Genomic DNA, 15,742 nt, shown 5'->3' with positions numbered 1-15,742 from the left:
TTGGTTGCGCGCGTTCTAAGGTCACTGAGACTTTGACACAAGCACGAGCCGCCTCATGTCCGACCTTTTCGAAGACGATGGCCCCAAAGCCACGTCCAATGCCCCGGAATTTTCCGTTTCCGAACTCTCGGGGGCGGTGAAAAAGATGATCGAGGGCGAATTCGGCTTTGTGCGGGTGCGGGCCGAGGTGGGCCGTGTGTCGCGGCCGCGTTCCGGCCATCTCTATTTTGATCTGAAAGACGACAAGGCGGTGATCAACGCCGTGAGCTGGAAGGGTCAGGTCGCGCGGATGGAGGTCCAGCCCGAAGAGGGGATGGAAGTCATCGCGACGGGCCGGATGACGACATTTCCCGGTGGATCGCGCTATCAGATCATCGTGGACAATGTGGAACCGGCGGGCGCGGGCGCGCTTATGGCGATGCTGGAGAAGCGCAAAAAGGCGTTGGCGGCGGAAGGCCTGTTCGATGCCGCGCGCAAGAAACCTCTGCCGTGGTTGCCGGAGGTGATCGGGGTCGTCACATCGCCTTCAGGCGCGGTGATCCGCGACATTCTGCACCGGCTGAGTGATCGTTTTCCACGTCATGTGCTGATCTGGCCGGTGGCCGTGCAGGGGCAGAAATGCGCCGCTGAGGTTGCCAATGGCATTCGGGGCTTCAACGCCTTGCCGGAAGGCGGAGCGATCCCGCGACCGGACTTGATCATCGTGGCGCGCGGCGGCGGATCGGTCGAAGACCTTTGGGGTTTCAACGAGGAAATCGTGGTGCGCGCGGCGGCTGCATCAGAAATTCCGCTGATCTCCGCCGTGGGGCACGAGACGGACACAACACTGATTGATTTCGCTTCGGATCGCCGTGCCCCGACCCCGACCGCTGCGGCTGAGCTTGCCGTTCCGGTGCGGCGCGAATTGTGGGTGACGGTGCAGGAGTTGCGCGCCCGGATGGAGCGGGCTTTGAGCGGCGGTGTGGAGCTTCGCAAGCAACGGCTGCGCGATCTGAGCCGGGCTTTGCCGCCGAAAGAGCGTCTGCTCGACGGGCCGCGCCAACGTGTCGATCAGATAGACCTGCGTTTGACGCAGGCTTTGATCAATGGCGTACGCAATCGGCGGTTGGCGCTGTCAGAGGCTGCGACCGTTCTGCGTCCGTCGCTTTTGCAAGGCCGGATGCAGGCGCAGGGAGATCGGTTGTCGTCCCTTTCCACGCGTCTGGCCCCGGCACTTGCGCGCGGCGCGGCGCAACATCGCCGGGAGTTCGACGGACTGGCGCGGCGGTTGTCTCCGGCGACGGTGTCGCGGAACACGGTGCAGGCGCGGCGGGATTTGATCCAGCTCTCTGACCGGTTTGCCCGTGCGGCATCCGGGCAAACTCAGCGGTGGCGCGCGGCGCTGGATCAGCGGGCGGGGATGCTGTCCGCGCTGTCCTATGAGGAAACGCTGAAACGCGGTTATGCGGTGGTGCGGGATGCTGAGGGCGGTGTGGTGACCTCGTCCAAGGATGCCGCCAAAATGCATGAGGTGCAGTTCGCGGATGGGCGTGTGCAGATCGGCGGCGCTGTGGCGACACCTTCGCAGGCTCCGAAAGCGACGGCTTCGAAAACTTCAGCGTCCAAACCGCGTGCGAAAAAGGATGCGGGACCGGAGCAGGGCAGCCTGTTCTGAGGCTGTCGGAGGTGCATTAAGCGTTGCGCTCTTTCTCAGGCGTTAACCTTAATCAGATTAACCTTAATGCAAGGTAAAGATGTGCGAGGTGAACGTGCGTCGGGGCAAAGGCGCGACGACGAGGGCCTGCGATGTCTGGATCAAACCCCGACCTCTGGCCCCATGCAGGCGAGCGGCCCATCCGAGGCCCAGGCCTCGTAAAGCTCGGTGCCGCTGTCGCCCTGAAACACGGCCTTGAGCTTGTCGCTCTCAATAAAAAACTGCCAGCACTGCGGGGCGAACCCGTCCTCATAGACGAAACAGATGTTCTGGCCCTGCTCGTACCAGATGCCTTCCTTGCAGGTGTCCTCATCGAAGGCCCAACGAACGCGGTTGTTCGGGAGGTATTGCTCTGCGCCATAGGGCTGCCCGTCTTCCGCGAAGGTCAGGGTTTTGCCCGTGGCATAGGCGTCGAATTCAGCGCCGGTGAGCGGGTCAGCAGCCAAAGGGGCCGCGAACAGAGATAGGAGAAGGAACAGGCGACTCGTCATAGGGAAACCTTGGCACGGGAGACTGTCTCGCACCATTCACGTTCTGAATAGGTCATGCTTCGACCTCTTGTGACTGCGCCGTGAGGCGTTCAACGCGCGGGTCCATCACCTTGCGCCACAAAGGCGGGATCAGCGCGAGCGTCGCCATCGCAGGCAAGGAACGCGGCAGTTGCGGCATCTCCTCGGTGATCTCCAGCGCCGGATAGGGCTTCATCGGGTGCGCGTGGTGATCGGAATGGCGCGGGGCGTTCAGCATCAGCAGAGAGGTGAACCATTGCGGGCTGTTCCAGCTATGGGCCGGGCCGACGGGTTCATATTTCCCGTCCGAGATTTCGCGGCGGCGCAGCCCGTAATGCTGGACGTAATCGGACAGCATGAGCTGGGCGGAGGCGTATCCCGCCAGCAGGATATATTTGAAAACGCCGAGAAAGCCGCCGATCAGGAAGGCGAGGGTGATACAGGCCAAAGCGCCGCCGACATAGAGCGCATAGGGGTGCAGATCGGTGGAGCTTGCCCGCGCGCGCATCGCGTTTTCCTCGCGCAGACCAGCGCGGAACGATCCAAACCATGCGCGCGGCAGGAACCGATAATAGCTCATGCCGAGAGGTGCGGAGTTGGGGTCTTGCGGAGAGGCGGCATAGCGGTGGTGGACACGGACATGGGCGGTGGCGTGATGGCCGAACAAGAGCGTGATATAGACCCATGTGCCAAGGCGGCGGAGCATCCGATCAGAACGGTGCACCATTTCATGGGCGTTGGAGTTCGAGACTTGCCCGAAGAACAGCCCCATGCCGAAAAAGATGAACAGGCGCTCCCACCAGACATGCTGCCCGTTCGAGAGCGCCCAGACCGCGAGCGGCAGAAGCGCGAAATGCGAGAGCGCCAGAACCGTTGAGAGCGCATTGGCGTCGGGAAATTCGGCTTCCGGGTTTTCCGGGTCGCAGGCCAGCGCCACGAGTTGGTCGAGCGAATAGGCCAGAGCCGTCATGTAGAGAAACGCCGCCACGGCCCAAAGTCCGCCAAACAGCGCGCCAAGCGCGAGAAGTCCGACGGGGGCCAATGTCGTTACGGCAAAAAAGCGAACGATATGCGTGGTTTTCTGCATCGTGGGGCCTCTTTCGATTAAGGTGACTATAGACAGTGGGATTTCGTCCTGCAAAAGCGAAAACTGCGACAAATGGGAGGGCGGAATGGATATGGTGCTGATGAGCATCGCGGGGATGACGGCACTGGCGTATCTGCCGCTCACAGCGCGGGAGCCGGGAATGTGGCGCAGTGGGATCAAGGCTGCGCCGGTTCTCTGCCTCTCCTTGATAGCCGTGTTCGCGGGATTGCCTGCGCTTTTGATTCTGGGGCTGGCTTTGTCGGCCTTCGGCGACTGGGCGCTGTCGCGTCCGGGAGAGCGGGCGTTTTTGATGGGGCTCATTGGATTTGCGCTGGCGCACCTGTGCTACATCATTCTCTTTGCTGTGCATCTGGAGGGCTTTGCGCTCTGGACTGTCGCGCCATTCCTGTTGTTGGCCCTCTCCACAGAGGTTTGGCTCGTGCCCCACACGGGGGTGCTCAAAAATCCGGTGCGTCTCTATGTCATCCTGATCTGCGTCATGGCGGTGGCTGCGGTCAATCTGCCTGCGCCGTTGCGGCTCGCCAGTTTAGGGGCGATGGCCTTTGTCCTCTCCGATCTGATCCTCGCGCTGCAACGCTTTCGCCTGAGCGGTGCCGGGACATTAGACCGTGTGGCGGGATATGTGCTTTGGATGCTTTATGTTGTGGCACAGGCGCTGATCCTTGGCGCCTTTGTCCTTTGAGCGTGCGCTGGGGGCTTTCTTCTTGGGGAGAGACTCATTAAGTGACGAAGGAACGGAGGCCCAATGTCGCTTTTTTCGAAACTTAAATCCCGTCTGATGAAATCCTCGTCGAAGATCGACGAGGGGTTGGAAGCCATTGTCGAGGATGGTGGCGAGGAAAGCGGGGCCGATGAGGCCTTTGCCGAAGAGGTCGCGGCTGCTGCCGCAGAGCCTTCCGCGCCTGAGGTGACCCCTGAACCTGCGCCTGAACCGGTTCCGGAACCCGAGCCGATCCCTGCGCCTGAACCGGATGTCGTGCCGGAGATCGTGCCTGAGCCCGAAACGGAACCTCAGCCTGAGCCGGAAATTACGCCCGAGCCGACACCAGAACCGACGCCAGAAGAAATTCCGGTCGATGTGCCGCAGGAAATGCCCGCTGCGCCTGCGCCTGATGTGACGCCCACGCCTGTGGAAATGCCCGTCGAGCAACCTGCCGAGATGCCTGTCGAAATGCCGACGGAAATCCCGGTCGAGGATGTGGTCGAAGCGCCCGCAGAGCCGGTCAAACCGGGGTTCCTCGGTCGCCTTCTGGGCCGCAAGGATCAAAAGACCGTCACCCGCCGGGTGCTTGACGATGACATGCTGGAGCAGCTCGAAGAGCTGTTGATCACCGCCGATATGGGCGTCGAGACCTCCATGCGTGTGACTGCGGCCATGGCCGAAGGGCGCTTTGGCAAGAAGCTCTCGGTCGAAGAAATTAAAAGGCTCATGGCGCGCGAAGTGGCGCGGATCATGGAACCTGTTGCGAAACCCATGCCGCTCTATCCCAAAACGCCGCAGGTGGTTTTGGTCGTGGGCGTCAATGGCTCCGGCAAGACGACGACCATCGGCAAGCTTGCTTCGCAATTCAAAGCGGCGGGCAAATCCGTCGTGATCGCTGCGGGCGATACGTTCCGTGCGGCCGCCGTTGAGCAATTGCAGGTCTGGGGCGACCGCGCTGGCGTGCCCGTTCTGACCGCACCCGAAGGCTCTGATCCGGCGAGCCTTGCGTTCGACGCGATGACCAAGGCGCAGGAGAGCGGGGCTGATCTTTTGATGATCGACACGGCGGGGCGCTTGCAGAACCGTCAGGATCTCATGGAAGAACTGGCCAAGATCGTCCGGGTGATCCGCAAGAAAGACGAAAGCGCGCCGCATAACACTTTGCTTGTGCTCGACGCCACGACAGGGCAGAACGCGATTTCGCAGGTCGAGACCTTCCAGAAACTCGCGGATGTCTCCGGCCTCGTGATGACGAAACTTGACGGGACCGCGCGCGGTGGCGTTCTGGTGAGCCTGGCCGATAAATTCGGCTTGCCGATCCATGCCATTGGCGTGGGCGAGAAGATCGATGATCTCGCGCCCTTCGATCCCGAGGAATTTGCCGCGGCCCTGATGGGTCTGGAGGTTTGATGCTCGAAATTCTGCACGCAATCGGCCCGAACAGCTGGGTGTCGGGGGGCGACCCTGTGGCCCGGCGTGAAGCCATGCATGATCTGTTCTTCGATCATCCGGTCTGCCCGGATGAAACCGGCGAAGACTGGCCCGATGATCGCGAGCTCTATTCCGAAATGGTGATCGTGGACGGATCTCGCCTTGTCGGTACGGCGATGCTGGTCGTTGACCCGGAGCGCGAGGACCGTCCCGCGCGCATCTGGGGCATGGGGGTTTTGCCGGAATACCGCACGGATTTCGTGATCCGCACGCTGGAAGAAGCGCTGATCACCGCCGGATATCTTGATCCGGCCTATGCGTTCATCGAGGCAACGGACGGCATGTTGGTGCCGAATCCCTATTCCGAGATGCCCGGTTTCATGAAATCCGACGGCCCCCGCGCCGCCTGATCAAGGACAGTGCGCTGGTTGCGTTGCCGTAGCTTTTGATACGATGGGCCTGTCTTTGGCGTTGAGACGCTTGGAGCGGCCTCTGCGCGAACACTCTTCTTGAGCGCTGTGCAGGGACGTTGTGCGTTTTCACGCTCTGGACTTGTTTCCGGGCGACGGATAGCAGAGGGCCATGAGCGATTTTATTCTGTCCCTTGAAGGCACCGAAACGGGCCACCACGCGGCGCTTATTCTGGCGCTGATGGCGGCCTTCCTGCATGCGCTGTTTGGTGCGCTTCAGAAGGGGCGGCATGACCCGTGGCTTTCACGTGGGGCGATGGATTTCTTCTACGGGCTGATGGCCGCGCCCTTTGCGCTTTTCGTCGTGCCGTGGCCCGAGCCGCATATGTGGATCATCTTCCTTGGCATGTTCCTGATCCACTTGGGCTATAAGATCGCGCAGGGCTACACCTACACCAAGGGCGCTTACACCGTGGTTTACCCGGTGGTGCGCGGCTCCGGCCCGCTCTTTGCGGTCATCGGGGCAGGCTTTGTCTTTGGTGAGCATTTCACTTTGGTGCAATGGCTCGGCGTGCTGGTGCTGATCTCCGGCATCTTCGGGCTGGCGGTTTACAATCTGCGGACGATTACGGTCGGGCGCGAGACCATGGTGCCCGCTTTGATGCTGGCCGTGCTGACAGGCGGGTTCGTGGCGCTCTACACCACCTATGACGCTTACGGCATTCGCGCCACGGCCGATCCGTTCACCTTTCTGGCGTGGTTCTTCTTCCTCGACGGGCTTGTGATGCCGGTCGTGGCCTTCCTGCGCTATCGCAATATGACCTATAAACCCGATCTAGGTCCGCTCGCGGTCAAAGGCTTTTTCGGCGGGATCGTCGCCTATTTCTCCTTTGGCTGCATCATGCTGGCGACCCGGCTCGACAATGTCGGCGAGGCCGCTGTTCTCCGCGAAACCTCCACCGTTTTTGCGGCATTGATCGGTTGGATCGTGCTGGGCGAAAAGGTGGGGCCGAGAAGATTGTCCCTCATGGCCTTGATTGCCGTTGGCGCGGTCATAGTTGAGATGGGTGGCTAAGAGGAAACGCATGTCCGATCAATCTGAGAAACAGCTCAAACCCTGGGTCAAACCCGCTTTGGAAATGGGGCCGATCCTTGCGTTCTTCGCGGGTTATATCGCGCTTCGGGATCATACGTTTATGATCGGGGGCGCGGAGTATTCCGGGTTTATCGTCATGACGGCGGTGTTCATTCCGCTTCTGGCGCTCTCGACGCTGGCGCTTTGGAAACTCACCGGCAAGCTGTCGGCGATGCAGATCATGACGCTGGTGCTGGTCGTTGTGTTTGGCGGGCTGACGATCTGGCTCAACGACGAGCGGTTCTTCAAGATGAAGCCGACGATGATTTACATCATGTTCGGCGGCATTCTCGGCGTTGGTCTCCTGCGCTCTAAAAGCTATCTTTCACTGGTGCTTGGCGATGTCATGCCCTTGGACGCGGAAGGCTGGCGCAAGCTTGAATTTCGTATGATGCTGTTCTTCTTCGGCCTCGCGGTCGCCAACGAGGCGATCTGGCGGACGATGACCACGGACACATGGGTGAAGTTCAAAACCTTTGGTCTGCCGATTGCGATGTTGGCGTTTTTCATGAGCCAGTCCGGCCTGATGGCGCGTCACTCGACCGAAGAGAAAGACGCCGACAAGGATGCCGCAGAGTAAGCTTCAGTTTCCGGCAATCGTGTAGGGCAGGTAGGCAATCGCGAGGGCCGCATTGCTGGTCATGGAAAGACCGCTGATCAGGATGTCCTGCCCCGGTGAGCCCGCGACAATCTGGTTCACCAGCTCTCCCGAGGAAATCATCGACAAAAGCGCGGGCGAATGCATCAGCGAGGCGTGGCCCAATGGGTCGCCCTTGGGGGCGCCGGATGTGTCAATGACCACCACGCCAAGGTTGCGCAACTCCTCGATATTCGCCGCCTCTCCGACACGCGGGTGTCCGCCGGTCAGCACAGCAGAGATCTTGAGCGCCCGGTCGCGGCGGGAGGCAAACACCGCCAAGTCCACGTTATAGGGCCGGATGTCCTCAACCTGACGCCGGAAGAGATCGACGTCGATGTCCGGCTGCACGAGTACCACACCGACCAGACGGTCGAGGGTTTTGCGGTCGCCTTCAAGCGCCAGCCGTTTGATCGCCTCCATCACCAGCAGACCGCCCATGGAATGCCCCATGATCATGATGTTCTCGGCTTGGCTTTTGCACAAGAGCTGCAAGGTCTGTGCGAGCGCCGAGCGGGCATAGAGTACGGAATCTCGGTCATAGGCATAGCGCGAGAGCCGTCCTGCCGAGGGCCATGAGAACAGCACCATGGGTTGAGTGATGGCAAAGTCGGTGGCGATCTGAGCGGCGCGGAACACGGCGCCGGGGTAGGAGACGTTGTAGCCGTGCACGAAGAGAACGACATTGCGTTCCCCAACGGGCTGCTCCCGCACGCGCTGGTTCAGGCGGTCCAGAAACCCGCGTTGATCGGCGAAATGGGTTGTCTCATCGACAAAGAATTGCGTGTTCGGATCAAGCTTTGCTTTTGGAAAGGAAAACTGGCCGGGATTGCGATCCGGCGGGACGGAAATGCCGTAATCGCAATAGAAGGTCGTGTCAGAGCGCAGGCTGTCGAACTCGATCCCCTGCGTCTGCGAGACGTGCCGGTTGGTCACAACCAAAAGATCCTGACGCCGGGAAACCTCTATGTCGGTAACATCCGGCGGGATGGTCATCTGCGGGATGGAGCAGCCGCTCAGCGTCAGCGCCCCCACACCGAGAACCATCTCCCGCCGGGTTAGAATCACTTTTTATCCCCTTGGCCAAAAAGGACTTTTTGCGCTTCTTTGTCCTGACCAACATCTTTGCGCTTCTCAGCCGCGAGAGCGCGGCCTCGTTTCACCGCGCTGCGCGAACCGATCCGTTCGATCCAACGCGCCAGATGCGGTTTGTCATCGAGTGTTTGCTCCTGCTTCTCCCACAGCGACGCCCAAGGCCAGATCGCCATATCGGCGATGGAGTAAAAGTCGCCCGCGACGAATTCCTCTTCGGCCAGCCGACGGTCGAGCACGCCGTAGAGACGGGTCACCTCGTTGCGGTAGCGGTCCTTGGCATAGGGGATGTCGTTCGGCGGTTCCATGTTGGGCGCATAGCTCAGAAAATGGTGCGCTTGACCTGCCATCGGGCCGAGGCCCCCCATTTGCCACATCAGCCACTGATCGACAGAGGTGCGGTCACGCTCGCCACCGCCATAGAACTGGCCGGTTTTGCGGGCGAGATATTGCAGGATTGCCCCGGACTCGAAGATCGAGATCGGTCGACCGCCGGGGCCTTCCGGGTCCACGATCGCGGGCATGCGATTGTTCGGCGAGATTTTGAGAAAATCGGGGGCAAATTGTTCGCCTTTGCCGATATTCACAAGTTTCACTTCGTAGGGCAGATCCATCTCTTCGAGCGCGATGGAAATCTTCCAGCCATTCGGCGTTGGCCAGTAATAAAGCGTGATGGGAGTGTCGATCATCTCTCTGGTGTCCGTGAGTCATCCGCAAATCGGATGTGGATCAGGATGACGCTTTATTCGGAAAGGACAAGGGAGAAGCGACAGATTCTTGCGCACGCAATCGTGAACTTGGGCGGCAGGTATAGCTGTGGGGCGCGATAAGCCGCGCGCTTTGTCACGATGCTGCGATAGGCGGGGTAAATCTTTGTGAACGAGGGCGTTCGTTGTGGCCATCGTCTTGACAGAATGTCGCAGGATTTGTACCCCACCGCGCATGTGGCGATTTGTTCTCCGGATTGCGGGCCACGATAAACAAACCGCTAAAGAGGTCAGGACGAGACACTGGGTTGCTGAGGACCCGCCGTGCCCCCGCTCTTGATCGAGAGGGGGCTTTTTGTTTGGCGAAAGGATCGCGACGATGGCGAAAGAAAACTGGAAAACCCGGACGAAACTGATCCACGACGGCGTGCGTCGCTCGCAATATGGCGAAGTGTCCGAAGCTTTGTTCCTGACGCAGGGCTTTGTCTATGACACCGCCGAGGCGGCCGAAGCGCGGTTCGTCGATCAGGGCGAGGATGAATTCATCTACGCGCGTTACGGCAACCCGACGACCCGGATGTTCGAAGACCGGATGGCTGCGATCGAGGGCTGTGAAGACGCCTTTGCGACCGCCTCCGGGATGGCCGCCGTCGCGGGTGCTCTGATGTCGGTCCTGAAAGCGGGTGATCACCTCGTGTCCTCCAAAGCGCTGTTCGGCTCCTGTCTTTACATCGTGACCGAAGTGCTGCCGAAATTCGGCGTCGAGACGACGCTGGTCGATGGCAAGGATTTGGACGAATGGAAGGCCGCGATCCGGCCCGACACCAAAGCGGTGTTCCTTGAAACCATCTCCAACCCGACGCTGGAAGTGATCGATCTCAAGGCCGTTTCCGAACTGGCCCACGCCGTCGGCGCTCTCGTCGTCGTGGACAACGCCATGTGCACGCCGATCTTCTCCTATGCCAAGGAGTGCGGCGCCGATCTGATCATCTATTCCACGACGAAACATGTGGACGGGCAGGGGCGTTGCCTCGGCGGGATCATCGCGGGCGACAAGGAGCTGATCCGTGGTCCGGTGGAAATGTATATCAAGCACACGGGCGGGGCGATCTCTCCGTTCAACGCGTGGATTCAGCTCAAGTCGCTCGACACGCTCGATCTGCGCGTGCGGCAACAGGCGGCGACCGCGATGAAGCTCTGCGAGGCGCTCGACGGGCATCCGGCACTCGCCTCTGTGCGCTATCCGTCTTACAAATCGCACCCGCAATACGCGCTTGCCACCGCGCAATCCGAGGCCGCGGGCACCGTGATCACCGTCGATCTCAAAGGCGGCAAGGAGGCGGCGTTTAAATTCCTCAATGCGCTCGAAGTCTTCACGCTGTCGAACAACTTCGCCGATGCGAAATCCATCGCAACGCACCCCTGCACCACCACGCACAAGAACGTGCCGGTGGAGAAACGTCCGGAGCTTGGCTTGACGGACGGGCTGGTGCGCCTGTCGATGGGGCTTGAGGATACCGACGATATTATCGCGGATATTCTGAACGCGCTCGAAGCTGTTTGATCCATACGCAAGTTTCCTTCGTATTGGTAAAAACGCCAAAACCTCCTATATGGAGGCAAAAGGAAGGGCACTGCGGATGAACATGCACCCGAGCGATCTCGACAAAGACGACAGGGCGGCCGCCGAGGCCGCTCTTGCGACGCTGCGCGACTGGGCGTCCCGTGCGACGCCGACAGAGGTGGCCGAGCTTGATCCGGCCATCGCGCGGCTTTTGCCCGAGGCGGATGATTACGCCAACTACCCGGCACTGCGCCGCGCCTATCCCGAGGATTTCGAGGTGTCCGAAGCCTATAAGGAAGGCCTGCCAGACCTGCAGAACGGGCCGGAAAGCCTGATCAAAGGGGCCAAGCGGCAAATCCAGCATGTGGGCATCTCGAACTTCCGCCTGCCGATCCGGTTCCGGACCCGCGACAGCTTGAATGGCGGGGGCGATCTGACGCTTGAAACCTCCGTCACGGGCACCGTGTCGTTGGAGGCGGAGAAGAAGGGCATCAACATGTCCCGCATCATGCGCTCCTTCTACAAACACGCGGAACGCAGCTTTTCCTTCGACGTGATCCAAGCCGCCCTGCGCGACTATCAAAGCGATCTCGACAGTTTTGACGCTCGTATCCAGATGCGCTTTTCCTTCCCGGTGAAACGCCAGTCCCTGCGATCCGGGCTTGAGGGCTATCAGTATTACGACATCGCGCTGGAGCTTGTAGAGCAGGGCGGTGAGATGACAGAAATCATGCATCTGGACTATGTGTATAGCTCCACTTGCCCCTGTTCTCTTGAACTTTCCGAACATGCCCGCCGGACACGGCATCAGCTGGCCACGCCGCATTCGCAGCGATCCGTGGCGCGGATTTCGGTCGAGGTGAGGAACCAGCCGGACACGCTCTGGTTCGAAGACTTGATCGATCTGTGCCGCAAGGCGATCCCCACTGAGACGCAGGTCATGGTGAAACGCGAGGACGAACAGGCCTTTGCGGAGCTGAACGCGGCCAATCCGATTTTCGTGGAAGACGCGGCACGGCTCTTTGCCGAAGCGTTGGAAAACGACCGCCGCGTGGGCGATTTCCGTGTTGTCGCGAGCCATCAGGAAAGCCTGCATTCCCACGATGCGGTTTCGGTCCTGACGGAAGGCGAGACCTTCGCAGCGCAAAGCCTTGATCCGAAATTGTTTTCGACGCTGTTCCATGTCGGCTGACGGCTCCGCCATCTGATTGCGACGTGATGACGTCACAATGGTCGAAAGGCGCGCTTGACTTGTCCGCGCGCTGCGGCCAAGCCTTGGCACCATGACGGATTTACGGCCAGTAGTATATGTGATCGGAACACTTGTCGGCCTGCTCGGTCTGACGATGGTCATTCCTATGGCGTTGGACCTTGCCATGGGCACAGGGGAGTGGGACGTCTTCCTGATGGCGGGCGTGTTCACCTTCCTCTGCGGCGTGGGTATGGCGCTGGCGACCCAGAACGGCCAGCAGCAGGGCCTCTCGATTCGTCAGATGTTCCTTTTGACCTCGCTGATCTGGCTGATCCTGCCGCTGTTCGGCGGCATTCCCTTTATGCTCGGCGCGACAGAGGCCTCTCTGACCGATGCGTTTTTCGAGGCCATGTCGGGGGTGACCACCACCGGCTCGACGGTGTTCTCCGGTCTCGATGATCTGCCGGCGGGCATCTTGCTCTGGCGCTCGATGCTGCAATGGTTCGGCGGCGTGGGGATCATTGTGGTCGCGATGGTCTTCTTGCCTGAACTCAAAGTGGGCGGCATGCAGGTGTTCCGCTCAGAAGCGTTTGAGACCGATGGCAAGGTCTTGCCGCGTGCGGGGGAGATCGCCGCCCGGATTTCGGTGATCTACCTCGCGCTGACATTTGCCTGTTTCTTTGGCTACCTCCTTGTCGGCATGAGTGTTTTCGATGCGGTGAACCACGCGTTGACGACGCTTTCAACCGGAGGATTCTCCACGCGTGACGCGTCTTTCGGGGCCTTTCAGGGGCCTGCCGAATATGTGTCGTCTTTCTTCATGATCCTCGCGAGCCTGCCCTTCGTGCGCTATGTGCAGCTTTTGGCAGGGACGGCGAAGCCGTTCTGGCGCGATACACAAATTCACGCCTATCTCATCATTATCTTTGGTTTGACGCTGGCGTTCTCGGTCTATCGGCTTGTGGTCAACCAAGACCATTTCGAACATTCCTTCCGCGAAGGCCTGTTCAATGTCTCCTCGATCATCTCGGGAACGGGCTATGCCTCGACGGACTATCAACTCTGGGGCGCGTTCCCCGCAGTGGCGTTCTTCTTCATCGGGCTGATCGGCGGCTGCGCTGGCTCGACGGCCTGTTCGGTCAAAGTGTTCCGCTATCAGCTCCTCTGGGCCTCCATGCGCGTGCAAATCCGCCGCATCCTGAGCCCAAACGGGGTATTCACCCCCCGCTATCAAGGCCATCCGGTGACCGAAGATGTGCTGTCTTCCGTGATGGCGTTCTTCTCGTTTTTCATCGTGACGCTTGGCGTGACCTCGGTGCTCTTGGCTGCCACCGGGCTTGATTTCATCACCGCGATTTCGGGAGCGGCCACGGCGTTGGCCTGTGTCGGGCCGGGGCTGGGCGATATCATCGGGCCGTCGGGGAATTTCGAGACGGTGAATCCGATCGCGAAGTGGATTCTCGCCATCGCCATGCTGATCGGACGGCTTGAGGTTATGTCGGTGTTTGCACTGTTTACCATCCGATTCTGGCGCGCCTGATCCCGCCCTGAAACATGAACGCAAAACCCCGCGCAGCGAAAACTGCGCGGGGTTTTGATTTTGCAGTGCCGATAAGGGCTTAGTTCCAGCAGCTCACCAGAACCGTCAGATCACGACCAATGCTGACCAGATCGGCGTCCGGCGTGGTGCTGTCCGAGGCGGATACGGTCACGCCGTTGTCGGACAGGAAGCCGGCGATCTTCTCCATGTCATAGGCAAAAGCGACATCCTCGGGCAGGCTGCGGGCCTGCGCTTCGGGGATGGCGTCTTTGGCGGCCAGCATGCCGATCACGGCGCCCGAGCTGTTCAAAAGCGGTCCGCCCGCTTCGCCCGGAAGTGTCGTCATCGCGAGGCGGAGCAGGTCATCTTCGCCCGACAGCCCTTTGTGCTCTGCCATGAGGCCATAGTTCAGCGTCGGCGCGTCGAGGCGACCGGCGTAAGCGTAGCCGGAGACCGACACTTCGGACTGAAGGCGCGGCATGTGGCTGTCGAATTTGGCGACGCCAAGCGGGGCGAGCGCCTCAGATGGGGTCAAAAGCGCCATGCCGTCTTCGGTGGCGGAGACGTTGGCCTCATAGCCGTCATCAATGGTGATCTTGGCGCAGCTGCCGACGAGATCGGCTGAGGTCAGGACCGTGCCTTTGTCATCAACGTAAAAGCCGGAACCCGCTTTTTCCGGGCGACGAATGTCCAGACCGGCCATCAGGTCGATGTCCTGCACCGCGCCGTCGCCATAGGCATCGGGCAACACGCCGTCGAGCGTCGCGAAAGAGGTCTTCATCGCGTCGAGCGCCATTTGATGCCGGGTCTCATCCCCGGTCGGCCAGATCAGGGTCCAGCCCTTGACCGTGCCATTCACCAGCTTGGCCTCGGTGTGCGAGGTGATCTGCGAATTGGTGCCAGTGAGTGAGAAGCTGTTGCCGCTGCGCGAGCGTGGCCCGTCCATCGGAACGATCTCAAGCGTTTGCATTATTTCATAAAGCCCGCCCAAAGTGGCCTCGTCGCCGGTCTGGGAAATCAGCAGAACCTGCACGCCGGAGCCGTCCGTGGCTTTGTATTTCGCGAAGGGGGGCGTGTAGCTGTCGAAGGCGACCATGCCCATCGGCAAGGTGATCGAAATCCCGGCGACGTCATCCGTCACGGGTTTGAGGCCAAGACTGTCCACGACCGTGCGGTAGGCGGCGAGCACCTCTGTGCGTTGGCGCGTGGTCAGGACGCCCGTGATTTCATAGCCGTTCATCGCCTGCCAGTCGGACATGGCGCGGCGGGTGCCGGGACCGAACGCGCCATCAATGCCGGAGGAATAGACGCCCGCGAATTTCAGCGCGACCTGAAGGTCTTCGCGTTCGGTCCGGGTCAGATCGCGCTCGGAGGCGCGGGCCTCGGCGGGGCTCTCGTCCGGAAGCTCCATAGGCGTCATTGCCGCGTCGATCACATCGGTTGCGGGGGCCTCAGTAACCGACGTGTCAGCTGCGGGCAGGGTGGAAAGCGTTGCGCCCACCGGCCAGAAGGGCTGGCGGTATTGGGCGCCGTCGGAGAGATAGCTGTCGCCGGGGATCAACCCTTGGGCGCGGAGCGTGCGGCGTGCGGCTTCGGCTTCGGCTTCGGTCGCGTAGGGGCCGAGCGCAATGGCGTTCCAGCGGCCCGGCAGTTCGAACCCGACCACATTCGGCAAGCGCCCGGCATATCCGCGCGCGGCCTCTGTTGCCTCTGTCAGGGACGGTTGCGCTTCGATCTGAATCCACTGTTCGGCGTGCAGCGCCGTGGTGAGAAACAACGTGGCGGCGACCCCGAGCGGGGCAACGGCGAGATACCTTTTCATGAAAACCCTTTACATCCTGTCATGCGGACCTTCGGCCCTTATATTGCGGCTTAAGAAAACAGGTTTGGCGGCAAGGTCAACATCAAGCGCGCTGCGCGCCGTGCAAATGGCGGGGTTGTGATCGGAAATCGCCGCGGAATCTGGCCTTGAATCTGCGCTCAGCGCCCCCTTGTCATTGACGCCCTTGCCGGGTCCGGCT

14 protein-coding genes and 1 riboswitch are annotated in these 15,742 nt (G+C 60.7%); of the genes, 9 read left to right on the top strand and 5 right to left on the bottom strand.

Translation table 11 applies throughout. The annotated features are described in order from the left end of the window. Nucleotides 1–55: 55 nt before the first annotated feature. Nucleotides 56–1,654 carry an exodeoxyribonuclease VII large subunit gene (xseA, locus tag ACYBHZ_RS12615; protein ID WP_460274641.1) on the top strand — a complete coding sequence of 533 codons (1,599 nt, stop codon included), beginning with the start codon at nucleotides 56–58 and terminating at the stop codon, nucleotides 1,652–1,654. A 140-nt stretch (nucleotides 1,655–1,794) separates the two neighbouring features. On the opposite strand, the gene ACYBHZ_RS12610 is transcribed toward xseA, so the two are convergent. Together ACYBHZ_RS12610 and ACYBHZ_RS12605 are read right to left on the bottom strand one after the other, a co-directional pair. Further along, nucleotides 1,795–2,184: a hypothetical protein gene (locus ACYBHZ_RS12610; RefSeq protein ID WP_460274640.1), complete on the bottom strand. Its 390-nt coding sequence runs from the start codon at nucleotides 2,182–2,184 to the stop codon at nucleotides 1,795–1,797. A gap of 52 nt (nucleotides 2,185–2,236) precedes the next feature. Then, nucleotides 2,237–3,289: an alkane 1-monooxygenase gene (locus ACYBHZ_RS12605; RefSeq protein ID WP_460274639.1), complete on the bottom strand. Its 1,053-nt coding sequence runs from the start codon at nucleotides 3,287–3,289 to the stop codon at nucleotides 2,237–2,239. Nucleotides 3,290–3,374: 85 nt separating this feature from the next. Between ACYBHZ_RS12605 and ACYBHZ_RS12600 the strand changes: the two genes are divergently transcribed. The 5 genes from ACYBHZ_RS12600 to ACYBHZ_RS12580 all read left to right on the top strand — a co-directional run bounded on the left by ACYBHZ_RS12600 (nucleotide 3,375) and on the right by ACYBHZ_RS12580 (nucleotide 7,569). Continuing rightward, complete coding sequence (locus ACYBHZ_RS12600) at nucleotides 3,375–3,992, top strand: lysoplasmalogenase family protein (RefSeq protein WP_460274638.1); 618 nt, start codon at nucleotides 3,375–3,377, stop codon at nucleotides 3,990–3,992. 63 nt (nucleotides 3,993–4,055) lie between these two features. Beyond that, nucleotides 4,056–5,423 carry a signal recognition particle-docking protein FtsY gene (gene ftsY / locus ACYBHZ_RS12595; RefSeq protein ID WP_460274637.1) on the top strand — a complete coding sequence of 456 codons (1,368 nt, stop codon included), beginning with the start codon at nucleotides 4,056–4,058 and terminating at the stop codon, nucleotides 5,421–5,423. After that, entirely contained in the window at nucleotides 5,423–5,854 is a 432-nt protein-coding gene (locus tag ACYBHZ_RS12590) for a GNAT family N-acetyltransferase (RefSeq protein WP_460274636.1), read from the top strand. The genes ftsY and ACYBHZ_RS12590 overlap by 1 nt, the downstream gene beginning before the upstream one ends. Before the next feature lie 172 nt (nucleotides 5,855–6,026). After that, nucleotides 6,027–6,929, top strand: coding sequence for an EamA family transporter (locus tag ACYBHZ_RS12585; protein WP_460274635.1), 903 nt, complete (start codon nucleotides 6,027–6,029; stop codon nucleotides 6,927–6,929). Nucleotides 6,930–6,939: 10 nt separating this feature from the next. After that, on the top strand, nucleotides 6,940–7,569 hold the full coding sequence (locus tag ACYBHZ_RS12580) for an inner membrane-spanning protein YciB (RefSeq protein WP_460274634.1): 630 nt from the start codon (nucleotides 6,940–6,942) through the stop codon (nucleotides 7,567–7,569). A 3-nt stretch (nucleotides 7,570–7,572) separates the two neighbouring features. Here ACYBHZ_RS12580 and ACYBHZ_RS12575 read toward each other — a convergent pair whose 3' ends face one another. Further along, nucleotides 7,573–8,694, bottom strand: a complete 1,122-nt coding sequence (locus ACYBHZ_RS12575; protein WP_460274633.1) for an alpha/beta hydrolase — start codon at nucleotides 8,692–8,694, stop codon at nucleotides 7,573–7,575. Continuing rightward, nucleotides 8,691–9,407, bottom strand: coding sequence for a glutathione S-transferase N-terminal domain-containing protein (locus ACYBHZ_RS12570; RefSeq protein WP_460274632.1), 717 nt, complete (start codon nucleotides 9,405–9,407; stop codon nucleotides 8,691–8,693). Before ACYBHZ_RS12570 ends, ACYBHZ_RS12575 begins: the two co-directional genes overlap by 4 nt. A 245-nt stretch (nucleotides 9,408–9,652) precedes the next feature. Then, nucleotides 9,653–9,731: riboswitch (SAM riboswitch) on the top strand. Between the two features lie 73 nt (nucleotides 9,732–9,804). Between ACYBHZ_RS12570 and metZ the strand changes: the two genes are divergently transcribed. The 3 genes from metZ (at nucleotide 9,805) to ACYBHZ_RS12555 (ending at nucleotide 13,721) form a co-directional block, all read left to right on the top strand. Continuing rightward, entirely contained in the window at nucleotides 9,805–10,989 is a 1,185-nt protein-coding gene (gene metZ / locus ACYBHZ_RS12565) for an O-succinylhomoserine sulfhydrylase (protein ID WP_460274631.1), read from the top strand. A 76-nt stretch (nucleotides 10,990–11,065) separates the two neighbouring features. After that, nucleotides 11,066–12,181 (top strand): GTP cyclohydrolase FolE2, encoded by a 1,116-nt coding sequence (folE2, locus tag ACYBHZ_RS12560; protein ID WP_460274630.1) that lies wholly within the window; start codon nucleotides 11,066–11,068, stop codon nucleotides 12,179–12,181. Between the two features lie 91 nt (nucleotides 12,182–12,272). Then, nucleotides 12,273–13,721 (top strand): TrkH family potassium uptake protein, encoded by a 1,449-nt coding sequence (locus ACYBHZ_RS12555; protein ID WP_460274629.1) that lies wholly within the window; start codon nucleotides 12,273–12,275, stop codon nucleotides 13,719–13,721. Nucleotides 13,722–13,800: 79 nt separating this feature from the next. Here ACYBHZ_RS12555 and ACYBHZ_RS12550 read toward each other — a convergent pair whose 3' ends face one another. Next, nucleotides 13,801–15,543 carry a serine protease gene (locus ACYBHZ_RS12550; protein ID WP_460274628.1) on the bottom strand — a complete coding sequence of 581 codons (1,743 nt, stop codon included), beginning with the start codon at nucleotides 15,541–15,543 and terminating at the stop codon, nucleotides 13,801–13,803. Nucleotides 15,544–15,742: the final 199 nt, after the last annotated feature.

This window comes from Celeribacter sp. ULVN23_4 (genome assembly GCF_054788345.1).
This window is presented reverse-complemented; position numbering and strand designations above follow the sequence as displayed.

Bases quoted from the DNA above. Each gene is read 5' to 3' on its own strand.
- ACYBHZ_RS12555 (WP_460274629.1), top strand. From the start codon at position 12,273: ATGACGGATTTACGGCCAGTAGTATATGTGATCGGAACACTTGTCGGC.
- ACYBHZ_RS12550 (WP_460274628.1), bottom strand. From the start codon at position 15,543: ATGAAAAGGTATCTCGCCGTTGCCCCGCTCGGGGTCGCCGCCACGTTG.
- ftsY (WP_460274637.1), top strand. From the start codon at position 4,056: ATGTCGCTTTTTTCGAAACTTAAATCCCGTCTGATGAAATCCTCGTCG.
- ACYBHZ_RS12585 (WP_460274635.1), top strand. From the start codon at position 6,027: ATGAGCGATTTTATTCTGTCCCTTGAAGGCACCGAAACGGGCCACCAC.
- metZ (WP_460274631.1), top strand. From the start codon at position 9,805: ATGGCGAAAGAAAACTGGAAAACCCGGACGAAACTGATCCACGACGGC.
- ACYBHZ_RS12605 (WP_460274639.1), bottom strand. From the start codon at position 3,289: ATGCAGAAAACCACGCATATCGTTCGCTTTTTTGCCGTAACGACATTG.
- ACYBHZ_RS12580 (WP_460274634.1), top strand. From the start codon at position 6,940: ATGTCCGATCAATCTGAGAAACAGCTCAAACCCTGGGTCAAACCCGCT.
- ACYBHZ_RS12610 (WP_460274640.1), bottom strand. From the start codon at position 2,184: ATGACGAGTCGCCTGTTCCTTCTCCTATCTCTGTTCGCGGCCCCTTTG.
- folE2 (WP_460274630.1), top strand. From the start codon at position 11,066: ATGAACATGCACCCGAGCGATCTCGACAAAGACGACAGGGCGGCCGCC.
- ACYBHZ_RS12600 (WP_460274638.1), top strand. From the start codon at position 3,375: ATGGATATGGTGCTGATGAGCATCGCGGGGATGACGGCACTGGCGTAT.
- xseA (WP_460274641.1), top strand. From the start codon at position 56: ATGTCCGACCTTTTCGAAGACGATGGCCCCAAAGCCACGTCCAATGCC.
- ACYBHZ_RS12570 (WP_460274632.1), bottom strand. From the start codon at position 9,407: ATGATCGACACTCCCATCACGCTTTATTACTGGCCAACGCCGAATGGC.
- ACYBHZ_RS12590 (WP_460274636.1), top strand. From the start codon at position 5,423: ATGCTCGAAATTCTGCACGCAATCGGCCCGAACAGCTGGGTGTCGGGG.